Source organism: Mizugakiibacter sp., assembly GCF_039680435.1.
Classification (GTDB): domain Bacteria; phylum Pseudomonadota; class Gammaproteobacteria; order Xanthomonadales; family Rhodanobacteraceae; genus Mizugakiibacter.
Window position 1 is genome coordinate 1 of sequence record NZ_JBDKSX010000140.1, and the last position, 14,772, is coordinate 14,772.

At 63.2% G+C, this 14,772-nt stretch carries 15 protein-coding genes; all 15 read left to right on the forward strand.

All coding sequences use genetic code 11. The annotated features are described in order from the left end of the window. Positions 1-1,270 (forward strand): terminase family protein (locus tag ABFC67_RS14515; protein WP_346738745.1); only part of this gene is annotated, 1,270 nt, incomplete at its 5' end. Next, complete coding sequence (locus tag ABFC67_RS14520; RefSeq protein WP_346738746.1) at positions 1,270-3,594, forward strand: hypothetical protein; 2,325 nt, start codon at positions 1,270-1,272, stop codon at positions 3,592-3,594. The genes ABFC67_RS14515 and ABFC67_RS14520, both read left to right, overlap by 1 nt. Before the next feature lie 157 nt (positions 3,595-3,751). Continuing rightward, complete coding sequence (locus ABFC67_RS14525) at positions 3,752-4,720, forward strand: hypothetical protein (protein WP_346738747.1); 969 nt, start codon at positions 3,752-3,754, stop codon at positions 4,718-4,720. A gap of 65 nt (positions 4,721-4,785) precedes the next feature. After that, positions 4,786-6,105, forward strand: coding sequence for a DUF4043 family protein (locus ABFC67_RS14530; protein WP_346738748.1), 1,320 nt, complete (start codon positions 4,786-4,788; stop codon positions 6,103-6,105). Between the two features lie 64 nt (positions 6,106-6,169). Next, positions 6,170-6,616, forward strand: a complete 447-nt coding sequence (locus ABFC67_RS14535) for a hypothetical protein (protein WP_346738749.1) — start codon at positions 6,170-6,172, stop codon at positions 6,614-6,616. Between the two features lie 65 nt (positions 6,617-6,681). Further along, on the forward strand, positions 6,682-7,422 hold the full coding sequence (locus tag ABFC67_RS14540; protein WP_346738750.1) for a hypothetical protein: 741 nt from the start codon (positions 6,682-6,684) through the stop codon (positions 7,420-7,422). A 23-nt stretch (positions 7,423-7,445) separates the two neighbouring features. Next, on the forward strand, positions 7,446-8,024 hold the full coding sequence (locus ABFC67_RS14545; protein WP_346738751.1) for a hypothetical protein: 579 nt from the start codon (positions 7,446-7,448) through the stop codon (positions 8,022-8,024). Positions 8,025-8,039: 15 nt separating this feature from the next. Next, positions 8,040-8,864, forward strand: coding sequence for a hypothetical protein (locus ABFC67_RS14550; RefSeq protein ID WP_346738752.1), 825 nt, complete (start codon positions 8,040-8,042; stop codon positions 8,862-8,864). Continuing rightward, entirely contained in the window at positions 8,864-9,823 is a 960-nt protein-coding gene (locus ABFC67_RS14555) for a hypothetical protein (protein WP_346738753.1), read from the forward strand. Before ABFC67_RS14550 ends, ABFC67_RS14555 begins: the two co-directional genes overlap by 1 nt. 72 nt (positions 9,824-9,895) lie before the next feature. Beyond that, the gene (locus tag ABFC67_RS14560; protein ID WP_346738754.1) at positions 9,896-10,501 is read left to right on the forward strand and encodes a DUF6682 family protein; all 606 of its coding nucleotides are present in this window, start codon (positions 9,896-9,898) and stop codon (positions 10,499-10,501) included. 3 nt (positions 10,502-10,504) lie between these two features. After that, positions 10,505-11,635 (forward strand): hypothetical protein, encoded by a 1,131-nt coding sequence (locus ABFC67_RS14565; protein WP_346738755.1) that lies wholly within the window; start codon positions 10,505-10,507, stop codon positions 11,633-11,635. Positions 11,636-11,651: 16 nt separating this feature from the next. Continuing rightward, positions 11,652-12,029, forward strand: coding sequence for a hypothetical protein (locus ABFC67_RS14570; RefSeq protein WP_346738756.1), 378 nt, complete (start codon positions 11,652-11,654; stop codon positions 12,027-12,029). Continuing rightward, entirely contained in the window at positions 12,026-12,355 is a 330-nt protein-coding gene (locus ABFC67_RS14575) for a hypothetical protein (RefSeq protein WP_346738757.1), read from the forward strand. The genes ABFC67_RS14570 and ABFC67_RS14575 overlap by 4 nt, the downstream gene beginning before the upstream one ends. Next, positions 12,355-14,568 (forward strand): hypothetical protein, encoded by a 2,214-nt coding sequence (locus ABFC67_RS14580; RefSeq protein ID WP_346738758.1) that lies wholly within the window; start codon positions 12,355-12,357, stop codon positions 14,566-14,568. Before ABFC67_RS14575 ends, ABFC67_RS14580 begins: the two co-directional genes overlap by 1 nt. Continuing rightward, entirely contained in the window at positions 14,565-14,759 is a 195-nt protein-coding gene (locus ABFC67_RS14585) for a hypothetical protein (protein WP_346738759.1), read from the forward strand. Before ABFC67_RS14580 ends, ABFC67_RS14585 begins: the two co-directional genes overlap by 4 nt. The last annotated feature ends 13 nt before the right edge of the window (positions 14,760-14,772 follow it).

The following is a 14,772-nucleotide window of genomic DNA, read 5'->3' on the forward strand; positions in this document are numbered from 1 at the left end:
GACCTATTGCGTCGGCGCCGAGGCGGCCTATCACCTGACCGGGCTGTATCCGCCCGACTGGAACGGCAGGAAGTGGGATCGCCCGGTCGTGGTGTGGGCGTCGTCTGAAACTGGCGAGAGCACGCGCGACAACCCGCAGCGCGCCCTGCTTGGGCTGCCAGGCGAGGAAGGCACGGGAGCCGTACCGAAGCGCTGCCTTGGGATGTCTACCGGCCTGTATGGTATGGCGTCTGGTACGGCTGACCTGTACGACTTCATCAGGGTGCGGCACTACACCAACGGCCGCTTCGATGGCTGGTCGCTGCTGCGCTTCAAGTATTACGCGCAGGGCCGCAAGAAGTGGCAGGGCCCGCCCGTCGACTTCGTATGGTTCGACGAAGAGCCGCCGTCCGACATTTACGACGAGGGCTTGGCGCGCACGATCGCCACTGGCGGTATGGCGGCACTGTCATTCACGCCGCTGCTCGGCATGTCAGAGGTGGTCCGGCGCTACCTTGTAGACCCGACGCCTGACCGCGGCGACGTCAACATGACGATCGAGGATGCCGAGCATATCTCGCCAGAGCAGCGGGCACGCGTCATTGCGGCATTCCCGGCGCATGAGCGCGAGGCGCGGGCGAAAGGCATTCCGACGCTGGGTAGCGGGCGCATCTTCCCGGTCGGTGAAGCGCTGATCGAAGAGCCGGCGATTGAGATTCCGAAGCACTGGCCACGATTGGCCGCCCTGGACTTCGGCTGGGATCACCCGACCGCAGCCGTTTGGGGAGCGTGGGACCGCGACACTGATACGGTGCATATCTACGATGCCTATCGGGTGCGCGAGCAGCCCATCGCCGTGCATGCGGCCGCGTTCAAGCTGAAAGGCGAGTGGATCCCGATGGCATGGCCGCATGACGGCCTTCAGCATGAAAAGGGCTCCGGCATCCAGATGGCCGAGCAGTACCGCACCCATGGCGTGAAGATGACCGCGGAGATGGCGCAGTTCCCGCCATCGTCGGACGAGGACACGACCACATCCGTCGTGTCCGTCGAGGCCGGCGTGAGCCTGATGCTGGACATGATGCTGACCGGACGGCTGAAGGTGGCCAAGCACCTCAAGGACTGGTTCGACGAGTTCAGGCTGTACCACCGCAAGGACGGCAAGATCGTCAAGGAATACGACGACCTGCTGAGTGCGACGCGCTACCTGATCATGATGCTGCGTTACGCGGAAACCGAGCCGCAGCCGGTCAACGTAAGAGCAAGGCGGTTTAACTGGAGGGTTGGCTGATGGCCGATACGAACAACACTGGTGTCCAGGAGCTCGCGCTCGCAGAGTGGCAGCAGTACCTCGGCGAGATCCGGGAGCAGCCGCCGTGGCGCCGCGAGGCCGACGTCATCGCCGACTACTACGACGGCAACCAGCTGGACTCCGAGACACTGCGGGCGATGGAAGAGCTCGGGATGGCGCCGATCATTGAGAACCTGATGGCGCCGGCGATCGACTCGGTGCTCGGTATGGAGGCGAAGAACCGGCGCGACTGGCGTGTGACCGGGCAGGGCAACGGCCAGCCGCCCGATGTCGCCGAGGGCATGAACCAGAAGATCAACGAGGCAGAGCGCGAGGCCAAGGCTGACCGCGCATGCTCGGATGCGTTCGCATCGCAGGCCAAGGTCGGCCTCGGCTGCGTCGGCGTCGGACTCAACCACGACCCATTCAAGTACCCGCATCAGGTCGAGGCGGTGCATCGCAACGAGGTGTTTTGGGACTGGAAGGCGAAGCCAGACCTGTCGGACGCGCGCTACTTCATTCGCCAGCGCTGGCACGACCTCGATGTGCTGCAACTGGCGTTCCCGGACAAGGCTGACCTGATCCAGCATTCAGGAACCGGCTGGGCGACGACAGACCTGGAACTGCTGATGGATGGCGGCCAGAGCACGGGGCTGGCGCGCGAGTACTCGACCGAGCAGCAATTTGGCAGCGGGCTCACCGGCAACGGCTACACCATGCTCGAAATGGAGTGGCGCGAGCTTTACCGCAAGCGCCTGTGCCTGTCCGAGGTGTGGTATCGGCGCTGGGTGCGCGGCAAGGTGCTGAAGTCGCCGGACGGCCGGGTGGTCGAGTACGACCCGAAGAACCCGCTGCACGTAGCGGCGGTGCAGTCTGGCATGCTGCGTCCGCAGGACGCCCTGTATTCGAAGGTGCGTCTGTCGTGGTGGATCGGCCCGCACAAGCTGGCCGACATCCCGAACCCGTACAAGCACGGCAAGATCCCGTATGTGCTGTTCTTCGGCAAGCGCGAAGACCTGACCGGCATTCCGTATGGACTCGGCCGGCCGATGAAGCCGCTGCAGGACGAGATCAACGCCCGCAACACCAAGATGCAATGGCTGCTGGTGGCCAAGCGCATCACCATGACCAAGGGCGTGACGGACCCCGACCAGGCGCGCAACGAGGCCAGCCGCCCGGATGCCGTGCATGTGCTCGACCCCGAGAAGCTGCGCAACGGCGGCATGTTCAAGGTCGAATCGGACTTCTCGCTCGAGCAGCAGCAGTACAACGCCCTGGTCGACAAGCGCGAGGCGCTGAAGAACGTCGCCGGCATCTACAAGGCGTTCGAGGGCAACAACAGCAATGCCACGTCGGGGCTGGCGATCAATTCGCTGGTCGAGCAGTCGACGCAGACGCTGGCCGAGATCATGGACAACTTCACCTTCGGCCGCGCCGAGGTGGGCGACATGCTGCTGTCCAACCTGATCCAGGAGATCGGCGAGCAGGAAGTCGAGGTCGAGGTCAAGCGCGACTTCGCGCAGGCCAAGACGGTGGTTATCAACCAGCGCGCCGTGGACGAAGCTGGCAATGAGGTGCTGAACAACGACCTGCAGCGCGCCAGGCTCAAGGTGGCGCTGACCGACGTGCCAAGCACGCAGAGCTACCGCCAGCAGCGCCTGATGATGCTGACCGAGATCACCAAGAGCCTTCCCCCCAACCTGCAGGCGCTGGTCATCGACTTCGTTATCGCCTCGACCGACATCCCCGAGCGCGATGCCATCGTCGAACGCCTGCGCAAGGCGCTCAACCTCGGCGGCGACCAACCGCCGAGGACACCGGAAGAGGCCGCCGCACAGCAACAGGCTAAGGAACAGGCCGCCGCCGCGGATGCGCTGCAGCAACGGGTTGCCGACCTCGAAATCCGCGAGCGCGAGGCCAAGGTCGAGAAGATGCTGGCCGAGGTCGAGAAGCTACTACGCGATGCCCGTAACCCGGTCCAGCGCGAGGTGGCGCTCATCAACGCGGACAGCGCCGCCAATGCCGCGGCGGTCAGCCATGCGGCAGCCGAGAGCCAGGCGATCACCGCGGCCGCGCTCCAGCACCTTGCAGAGGAACGTGCGGAGGAAGAGACGGCAGAGCAATCCGGCGCGACCCAGCCGAGCAGCTCGGCGCCCGCTCCGCAGCAGGGTGGCGGCCTGCCGATGCCGTCCGGCCAGGACGAGGAAGCCGCCGAGCAGGTCGACAATGCGCAGGAGGAAGCGGACGAGCAGACGGTAGCGCCCGCCGTGCCCACCGGCGCGATGCCTGCGCAAAATGTCTTGCAACCCGAACGGGGATCGTGATAAATAGGCAACAGCGCCACAGATGCGCCCGCAGTTTTCGTCAGCCCGAACGATAGAGGGCAAAGCGCAGCCACCCAACCGGGTGGCTTTTTTATTTTGCACTCCTGACGCAGCCCAGCGATAAGGGTTTCCAGTACTGGAAAAGGAGAAGAAGAGCATGTCCGAAGCAGCAGCAACCGAAAAGAAAGACCTGTCCTACTACCTCAACCATCCTGACGAACTCGGAGACTTGCCGAACGAACAGATCGACGCGCTCGCTACACAAGGCGAGAGCAGCGGAGAACCGGACGCGGCAACCGAGAACAAGGGCGATACCGAGAGTGCCGCAACGCCCGGCGACACCGCAGGAACTGAGAAAAAGGACGAGCAATCCGCCAAGCCCGATGACCAGACGCCCGAGGGCATCCTTGCACGAGACGGAAAGCACATCATCCCGTACTCGCGCCTGGAGGCAGCCGAGGCAAAGGCGCGTGACCTGTCGAAGCAGATCGAAGGACTGCAGGCCAAGATCGACGGCAAGCAGGAAGCCGAGTCCAAGACGGGTACCGAGCAGGAAGACGGGCTTCTCAGCGACACCGAGCTCGAAGAACTCGAGCATGATCTCCCGGCGCTGGCCAAGGTCATTCGTGCCCAGCAGTCGCAGATCAGGCAGCTGAACGGGCGGGTTGAATCGCTGAATGAGTCGCACAAGAGCCATGAGGAAGTGCAGGCACGCGACGCGCAAACCGCGTGGAACGAAGCGCTGTCGAAGAACCCGAAGGCCGCCTATCTGGACCAGACCCTGAGCCCGGAAGTCGGACAGAAGTTCGTCAACGCCGCTGCGAGCCTGCACGACAACTGGAGCGAAATGAGCGACGACGATCGTGCTGCCGCAATCGTGCGCCAGTACGAAGCCGTCAACGGCGAGATCAAGGTCAAGCAGGTTGCTACGCAGCAGGACAAGCCCACGGCCAAAGAGCCGGAGAAGAAGCCGGATGTGCCGCTTTCGATGTCCGCCATTCCTGGCGGTTCGGCGCCGCCCGTCGACGAAGCCGCAGCGCTCGCGCAGAAGTCTGGCGTCGAGTTGCTGGCGATGTTCGAAAAGATGACGCCGGACCAGATCGAGGCGCAGCTCAACCGGATCTGACCCTCAACCAAACCGAAACCCGAACCGCCGCAAGGCGGTTTTTTTATTCCCGAAAGGATTGAATCATGTCGCAAACCCGCGTCGCTTCCGGCTCCGATCAGGCAGCCGTTCTCTACGGTGCCGCCCTCTTCGCGCAAGCGCAGAAGAAGGCCGGCACTTTCCGCAGCATGGTGGGACCGAAGCCCACCCAGGCCGAGGCCGAAGGCAAGATCGGCAAGCTCCAGACCGCCCCCGGCATGCCCATCGTCGAGATTTACGATCTCACGACCACGGCTGGCGAAACGGTCAAGATGGACTGCATCGACATCGTGACGGCCAAGCCGATCATGGGCTCCAAGAATGCCGAGGGCAAGGGCTCTCCGCTGTCGTTCTCGACCATGGACCTGTCGCTCAACCAATGGACCTTCCCGGTCAGCGGCGGTGACAACCTGAGCCAGCAGCGCACGCCGCACAACCTGCGCTCGCTGGCCCGCGCTACCGCTGTCGGCCTCGCTGCGCGCTACACCGAGCAGCGCTCGCTGGTGCATCTGGCCGGCGCGCGCGGCCAGGCGAACGGCGCCGATTGGGTGATCCCGCTGCAGTTCGCGTCGGGCTCGAACTCTGGCGGTGATGCCGATTTCGCCGACATCCTGATCAACCCGGTGAAGGCGCCGACCTACAACCGCCACTTCATCGTCAACGGTACCGACATCATCCAGGGCGGCGCGGCCGGCTCGCACGCGCTGAAGTCGATCGACTCGACCGACCTGCTGAAGCTGGGCCACCTGGACCAGCTGCGCAACGTCATCGACAACCTCGACCTGACGCTGCAGCCGGTGCAGATCGCCGACGACCCCGCGGCCGGCGACGAGCCGATGTGGGTGATGCTGGTCCCGGCCAACGTCTACTCGAGCCTGCTGACCGAGGGTTCGCTGCGCGCTTTCCAGCAGAACGCGATCAACCGTGCCGCCTACGGATCGAAGCACCCGCTGTTCCGTGGCGAGGTCGGCATGTGGAACGGCATCCTGGTGAAGAAGATCACCCGCGCCATCCGCTTCCTGCCGAGCGACTACGTGAACGTCATCGACAGCGCTGGTGCGGCAGCCGGCACCGAGACGGCGGTTCAGGTCAACACCGCCCTGACCGCTGGCTACGGCGTCGAGCGCTGCATCCTGCTGGGCGCGCAGGCGCTCGGCCGCGCCTACGGCAAGGACTCGAAGAGCGGCACCCACTACTCGTGGGCTGAGAAGTGGCAGAACTTCGGCCGCGACCCCGAGTTCGCCGTGTTCGGCATCGAGGGCGACGAGAAGGTGCGCTTCAACGTCCCGGACGGCACCGGCGCCAAGGTTCCGACCGACCATGGGGTGATCGTTCTCGACGTCGCCTGCAAGCAGTCCGTTGCCTAAGCCACTGGCTGAACCGCCCGGCCTCGCGCCGGGCCCTACCTGAATTTTCCAGAAGGGAACCGAAATGGGAACCAAAACCACCAGCAGCAAGAAGCAAATCCAGTCGTCCGGCGTCGGCAACTCGGTCGTGTTCCATGACCAGGTTGCCGTTGCGGCGGCCGACGTTGGCGCCGCGGATGTCATCCAGCCCGTCATCGTCGCGGCCGGTACCTACGTTCACAAGGTCCGCACCAAGACGACCGACCTGGACAGCAACGTGACGCCGACGCTGACCGCCAAGATCGGCTTCACGCCGGTCGACGGCAGCGCCGCGCCGTCCGGTGCTGATACGGCCGTGTCGGCTGACGCCGCTTGGGGCCAGGCGGCCGAGGTCAAGTCGTTCGACGTGATTCCGCCGTATCTGGTCGAGAAGGACTCGTACCTCAACATCGTCGTCGGTACCGGATCGGCGACGGCTGCTGCAGGAACTGTCTCCGCGGTGGTCGAGGGTGAGGGCGTCGGCGCGGCCTAAGCCGTGCTCAATGCCGTGGATAGCGGGGTGGCTCAGGCCGCCCCGCCTGTTTCGTAAGGGAAACCATGAACAGCATTGTCGGAGTGCGCTATATCGGCAGCAAGGCACGGCAAACTGACAGCGTGCTCAATACGGGCGCTGTCTGGAAGCCCGGGCAGGTCCACAACTTCCATGAATCGATGGCGAAGCAGCTGCTGCGCCACCATGGATCATACGAAGAGGCGCCTGTATCTGCCGAGGGCGATACCTTTCTTGGCGCCAATCACAAGAGCGCGCGCGAGCCCGTCGCCGTCGTCAACATCAACGCCATGGGAAAGGACGCGCTGGCGCTGTTCGCGCGGCACCAGTTCAACCGAACGGTCGACACTGAAGGCCGCAGCGACGACGACGTGCGCACTGAAGTGCATCGCCTGATGATCACCACCAACATGGACGACGCGGCATCCGAAGCGCTTAACGCCCATCCCGATGGTATCCCGTACCCGCTCATGGTCAGCGCAGCAGAGTACGAGGCGCTGACGGCCGGCCTGATCGTCGCCAAGCTGGTGCCTGCCGAGGTCGCCGATGAGATCCCGGAAGCGATTACCGACGAGAAGCATGCGCAGATGGTCCAGCATGAGGCCGCGCGGCATGAATCCGGCGAAGTAATCCCGACGCTCGAGCAGCTGCTGGAAAGCCTCGAAACCAAGGATGACCTGATGGCATTCGCCGTGCAGGAGAAGATTGACGGCCTGAGCTTCCGCAACTCCGTCGAAACCATGCGCGATCGCATCCGCGAAGCGATCACCTCGCGGGCGTCTGAATGAACCTTACTGAGGTTCGGCCCTACGTGCAGCCGCACGTCCAGGGCTGCCCGACCATCGTTGTCGATCAGGCAATCACCCGTGCTGCCATTGAGTTCTGCCAGAAGACCGGCGTGTGGCGCTACGACCATGTACCGGTCGCGGCAGTCGAGGCGACTACCGCCTACAGCTTCGCGCCGCCTGACGGCGCCAAGGTCGAGCGCGTGCTGGCGGCCTGGCTCGACGGCGTGCCGCTGACGGTGAAGAACGCCACCGACCTCTTGGGCGTCGATGACTGGAAGACCGCGACCGGAACGCCGACGCACCTTGTCGTGCTCAACGACACGCAGTTCCGCCTGTACCCGCTCGGCGCCGGCAGCGTCGACCTGACTGTGACGCTGAAGCCATCGCGTGCAGCCACCACGATCGACGATGCCATCTTCGAGGCGCATGTCGACGCCATCGCCGATGGTGCGATTGGCAAACTCGCTGCGCTTCCTGGAAAGCCGTGGAGCAGCGCCGATCTCGTCACATATCACACGGGTGAGTTCGATAAGGCCATCGACGACGCCACCATCCGCGAATTCCAGCATGCGCCGATGCGCACTGCGAATCCGCCACTCTGAGCAAAGGGGAAAACCATGTATGCAGCGCTGATTAAGGCCAACGTCGATAGCCGCGGCCTGGATTTGTCTGGTGATGTCGTTCCGATGCTGGCAGGGACGACGCACCTGGTCAGCATGAATGACGTCAATTTCTTCAAGAGTCACCCCGATGTTTTCTCGGTTCTTCAGGAGAATGTCACCCCCGTTCTGCTCGATGCGTCAGGCAATGTCACCGCGAACATCAATCTACGCACCGACACCCTGGCGAACCTGCTCGCGCTCGCAAGCGGCGGCGGAACGTCCGAGGTTGGATACGATCCGGCGACACACACACTCGTCTTTTTCAATGGCGTACCGGGAGAGGCGAAAGCGTCTGGTCGAGAAATCGTTATCGCACGAATGATCTGCCCTACGTCAGCGACCGGCCTTGACGGGACTGGCACGCCAGGGACCGCTCCGACTGTCTGGAAGCCGATCACGATTAACAACGCGTCCTCTCTGATTGACGATGGAATTCTCGATGTTGCCAACCCGACCGAGATGGTGTGGCCGGCGAACGCCAACGCCGTCAGGATCAAGCATAGTGGCCGGTTCGCGGCCAACGCTTCGGGCGTGTACAGGATGCTTCGGCTTGAAGGGTACTCAGCCGGCCTCTGGACTTCACTGTTGGCGTGCCCGAATGCGGGCAACTACATGGGTGGGCTTACGACTGCTCAGGCGCAGCCGATCACGTTTATCGGGACGGTCAAACCGGGCGTGTTGCCGTCGAGGATTCGGCTTGTTGCAACGACCGATGCCGGTGCTGTCGTGTCGTACATGGCATCGCTCTCGCCTCTGGACATCGAGTTTCTGGCCCTTTGATGAATATTTTCGGGTCCAACACCCGCGCCTTCCCGCCGGCGCTCAAGCATTTCTTCCGCTGTACGGAACGCAGCGGGTCGGTCATCTATGATGACGCGGGCGGGGTAGAGTGGGATCCGAGCGTCGGCGGATATTCGCTCGCGTTCGATGCGGAGAAATCGCTCGGCACGGTGGCATGCCTGGGCGCGGTCGACTCAGGAAGCAAGCCCGTTGAACTGAAAACGGGGCAGTTTCATACCTTTGCTGGGAACCTGCCGACGATGTTTATGTACGCGGCACGCAAGATCATCGACCCCTACGCCCAACACGACACGAGCGTTCGGGATCTAGGTACCGCAGCAGCGCGCTTCGCCATAGGCGACATCAACAACCTCGGCACGGTGAACGGCACGAAATATGCGTCTCCAGCAGGGATCGGCCTCGCTGGCGCGCCGTTCCATCACGCCCTTGGAAGCCATTCGGCGAACAACGTCAGGATTGACTGCTCGACCTCGTACACGAACACGACGGGAGACATCGCCGAGCCTGACGCTTACCGCAGCTCGAATCTTCCTTGGCTGTGGCCGAAGTTCCTAAGCTACCTGGACTGGAAATTTTCCTACGACGCGTATTACCCCTACCGGGTAAGCCAAGCTCCGATTCTGTTGCCGCACGGCCCTGATGTCCTTGTCGTAGCCGTCCGCGATCCGAGCGTGAGCCTCTACTCGTACGGCGCGTATGACATCGCAGGCGGCGGGCGTCTCCTGTTCGCTGAAGCCGTGACGAACGGCGACACACTGGCCACGCCATTCCAGCCAAATCCCTGCATGCGCATCCACAACCTCGCCCTGTATGGGTATGCCGCCTTCGAGTTCTCGAGTGGGCTCCCGAGCAACTGGCTCACCGCGGCGCAATGGATGGGTCAGCGTTGGATGGCTGGAGAGAGGGTCATTTATCCAAAGTGGGAAGGGCTGGCCTGATCCAGGCTAACCGTCGCACATGAAGCAACGTCTGCCGCCTGATGGCGGCTTTTTAATGGGTAGAACACAGACATGCCGCTGAAACTCAGCAGCCCGATCAGCATCGCGCGCGGGATCCTCAACGATACCGACGCGGGCGGTTATCGCTACTCGGATGCCGACCTGCTGCAGTACGCCAACGACGCGCTCGATGTCATGGTCGGAATAGTTCCGCAGCTGTTCTACCAAGACATCGAGTACACCTGCACGGCGAATCAGGCCGAGCAGGCGTTGTCGTTCGGCACGTACCGGGCACTGGTCGACGTGCTGCGCATCAAGGGCGGCGGGGCGGTGACGCGCGGCGATCGCACGACGCTTGACGATTTCAAACCGGGTTGGCGCTTGGATGCTTCCGGCCCGGCACAGGACTGGATGAAGGTCGACGATGACCCCATCAGGTTCCTGATTCAGCCACCAGCGCCGAATGGCCAGATCCTGATCTGCAAGGTGGTTCCTGTCCCGGCCGAGTACTTGGCAACCGACGACACCGGCCTGCCGAACGACTGCGCGGACATGATCGCCGACTACATCGTGGCGCGTGCCGAGTCGCGCGATGCCGAGCACGTCATTTCGCAGCGCGCGCAGATGTTCGGCCAATCCTTCATCAGCAAGCTGGCCCCGAACAACCAGGGGGGTTAATCCATGGCCTACAAGGCGATAAACAACGGCTACGCAACGCTGGGAGTTGCGCTCGGGAATAACCCGGCGACGGACACCACGCTGCAGGTCGCAACCGGCAAGGGCGACCTGTTCCCTGCGATCGCGGCGCCGGACCATACCTACCTGACGCTGGAGGCATCCGGCGGCGCGATCGAGATCATCAAGGTTACGGCACGCGCGGCAGGCTCGGACAGCATGACGGTGGTGCGGGCGCAGGACGGGACCACGATCAAGTCGTGGGCGATCGGTGACATCGTGGAATGCCGGCCGTGCTCGGCAGCGATTGCCGACCTGCAGGGCGAGATTGCCGATGCCATCTCGGCGCATGATGGCCTGGCCGACCCGCACCCACAGTATGCGCTCGACACCGATCTGACGACCGGGCTTTCCGGAAAGCAGAACGCCGACACGGAGCTATCCGCACTCGCAACGCTTGCATCGGCGGCCGACAAGCTCCCGTACTTCTCAGGCGCCGGCGTGGCTGCACTGACGACGCTGACCGCATTCATGCGAACGCTGCTCGCTGATACGGATCAACAGGCAGCGCTCGCCACGCTCGGTGTGCTGCTCAACGGCGTATTGTCGAAGTCTGCTGCCTATCCGCTTATCGCGGCTGACATGGGCAAGCTCATCGAATGCACTGGCACAGGTGGGTGGGCACTGACCATCGACCCGACGCTCAATCTTGCCAACGGGGTGCATAACTCCAGCAGCGGGACGATTACGCTAACCCCAGCCACCGGAACGATCGATGGAGCGGCGAGCGTCGCCCTTGCTCCGGGTGACTCTTGCTTCGTGAAGTCCGACGGGACGAACCTGCTGACGGTAGGCCTAAGTCGGCGTCCAGGGAGTGCAATGGTCGACGTGAAAACAGCGCATGGACGCAGCAAGAATATCGAATACACAAATCCGTATGACCGCGATTTGGATGTTGTCATCACCCAGGCCGATGGTTCTGGTGGTATTACGTTCTACGTGGATAGCGTACTCGTTGCTGCGGCGGGTTCTGGCTCATCCGGGGCGAACTTCATCGTATCGGTCAGAATCCCGCCAGGTTCTAAGTACAAACTAGGGAATACCGGTGGGGCTATCGGATATTGGTTCGAGCGGTGAAATAGGAGTAATCAACATGCGATTTTTTAAGGACATTTCGAACAACATTAGCGCCTATCCCGCTGATGGTTCTCAAGACCATTTTATCTCGACAGACCTGGTGGAGATTTCCGAATCCGAAGCCATGTCTATTGCCGCTACGTCCAACGTAGCGGTCCCTTCCGTCGTATCCATGCGCCAAGCCCGCCGCGCGCTTTACGACGCCGGGATGCTTTCCAACGTCGAGGCAGCAATCGCAGGTATGAGCGGCGTAGATGGAGACAAGGCCCGCATCGATTGGGCAACGGCAACGACCGTCGAGCGTGGCAACGCGCTGGTAGCATCGCTGGCGGCTGCCCTCGGCCTCACCGGCGCGCAACTCGACGCGCTGTTCACGCAGGCTGCCGCGCTATGAGTTTCATACTGCTCTACCTCGCGCTCGCCTACGGCACATGGATCTGTTACCTAGCCGTGATGAACCTGATGGCGGCGCGATCACTCGGCACGCTGGGCAAGGCTGCCTATGCATTCGGCCTGCCGCTGCTGGTCGTGGGGCTGGCCGCTGATTTCCTGCTCAACATGGCGTCATCCGTGCTGTTCCTTGAGCTTCCGCATGAATTCCTGCTGACTGCACGCTGCGATCGACATATCCACGAAAAAACGGGATGGCGGAGAGCGCTGGCAGTGTGGATCTGCGCCAACCTGCTCGACCCATTCCAACACGGCGGGCATTGCCACTGATGACAGCGCTTCGCGTCACCACCTTCCAGGGCCTTCGCCCGCGCACAAATCCGCGCCTGCTCGGCGATACGCAGGCGCAGGAGGCATCGAACTGCGATATTGGCTCTGGCGTGCTGACGCCAATCAAGCGTCCGCAACTCACCTACACGCCGAACAAGACGCTTCCGGCGCTGGCGGTCTACAAGGCGATCGAAGGCGCGAGCTCGGCTTGGCTCACCTGGCCGTTCGACGTCGACGTGGTGAAGATCCCGCTGCCGGCCGGCGTGCTGGGACGCTGGGCGTGGGCTGGCGACGGCGAGCCGCGCTGGGGCAAGTTCGCCGACATCGTGAACGGGGCGGGGAACAACTACCCGGCGCAGTTCTATGCGCTCGGTATCCCGATACCGACCGGAGCGCCGGCCGTGTCTTCGTCGGGCGGCGTGAGCGCTACGACCGAGCTGCGCTACTACGTTTACACCTTCTTCTCGCAGGACGGCGAGGAATCGGGACCGTCGCCTATTTCTGCCGGGGTGTCCGGCAAGATCGACGATACCTGGGTCATCAGCGGCATGGATGCCTTCCCGGTGAGTTCGGATTCTGCCGTTGCCTACTTCAGCACCGATACGCTGGTGGTCAGCGTGGGCGCTGCGTCTGGCACGATCACCGGCGCGACGAATGCCGGGCCCATTGTCATCACCGAGACAGCGCACGGCAGGGTAAACGGCAGCCGGGTGAACATTTCCGGCGTGGGCGGCAACACCGCGGCGAACAACACCTACGCCAACCCGTATTGGGTCATCACCTACATCGACGCGAACACGTATTCGCTCAACGGATCGGCAGGCAACGGCGCCTACACGAGCGGCGGCAGCGTCCGTACCGTAACGCCGCACTGGTTGCGCGCTTCCGATGAGGTGGTACTCTCGAGCACGACCATGGCGGTGGCATCTGTACCGACCGCTTACACCTTCAATGTGACCGGCAACTACTCGGCCGCGACGACCTGGGCGCGCAAGGCACCGTGGAACACGACCGGCATGAAGCGCCGCCTGTACCGCACGGCCGGCACGGCGGCTGGCTTCCAGCTGGTCAACGACAACGTGGGCACCAGCTACAACGACACCCTGCTGGCGTCCGCAATCATGGGCGACGAGCTCATTTCAGAGGGATGGGAGCCGGCGCCGGCCGGGCTGCGCGGCCTGATCGTGACCGCATCCGGCGCGCTGGCCGGTTTCGTCGGAAACACGTTGCGCCTGTCCGAGCCGAGCCAGGGACACGCCTGGCCGAGCAGCTACGCCTACCGGACCAGCCCGCCAATCGTCGGCATCGCCACCATGGGGAGCGCAATCGGCGTCGGCACGACCGGCGTGCCGCACGTCGCCATTGGCTCCGATCCGTCCGCGATGGAGCTTGTGCCGACAAATATCCCGTATCCGTGCCTGTCGAAGCGCAGCATCGTGAGCGACGGCACCGGCATGCTGTTCGCGTCGAACGTGGGGCTAGTTCGCCTCGACCAGTCGGGGCAGACGTCCGTGTTCAGCGAGGAATGGTATGACCCGACCACTTGGGGCGCACTCTCGCCGAGCACGATGGTGTGCGCCATCGGCCCCCGCAAGCTGTACGTCATCTACACCGTTTCCGGGCGTGCCGGCATGCTGGCGTGGGACATGGTGCTCGGCGAACTGGTCGAGAACGCCATTGAGGCCGACGACCTCTACATCGACGAGGCGACCGGCGATGCCTATGTCTCCGACGCGAGCGGCATCAGTGCGCTGATCGGAGGCGCCTATGCCTCGCAACTGGTGTGGCGCAGCAAGGAGTTCGTGTTGCCGAAGCCGATCAACTTCGGGGCGGCCAAGGTGCGCTTCTCGGCCACGATCGACGCGGCGACCCTGGCCTCCATCCTGTCCAACATTTCCAGTCTTACCGCTTACAACGCCAACATCGTCTCGACCGGGCTTATCAAGGGCGGCTTCAACTGGTCAGGATTCAATACCCGGCGCTGGAACGGGTCACTGCTCAAGGCCGTTCCTGACGTGCCGCCGTCGAACACCGTCACCTTTACGCTGTTCACCGATGGGGTGCAGCGTTTCTCCAAGACCGTCAGCAGCGAGACGCCTTTCCGCCTGCCATCGGGCTACCTGTCGGCGCGCGTTTCCGTGCAGGTTGCCTCGGCCTGTGAGATCAACGGCATCGAGATCGCAGAAACCATGCAGGAGCTTGAAACCGTATGAGCGTGCAGAAGCCGTCCCTGCCGGACACGCCGAAGGATGGGCAGGCGCGCTACGAGTTCGACAGCCGGGTGCGGGAAACGCTGCTCGTCCTCACCGGGCGCAAGAGCGGCGCAATTAAGCCGCTCTCGGCGACCGCCAGCAATGCCGACATCATCTCGAAAATAAATGAGTTGATCGCGCGCCTGATGTAGTACCATGCAAGGG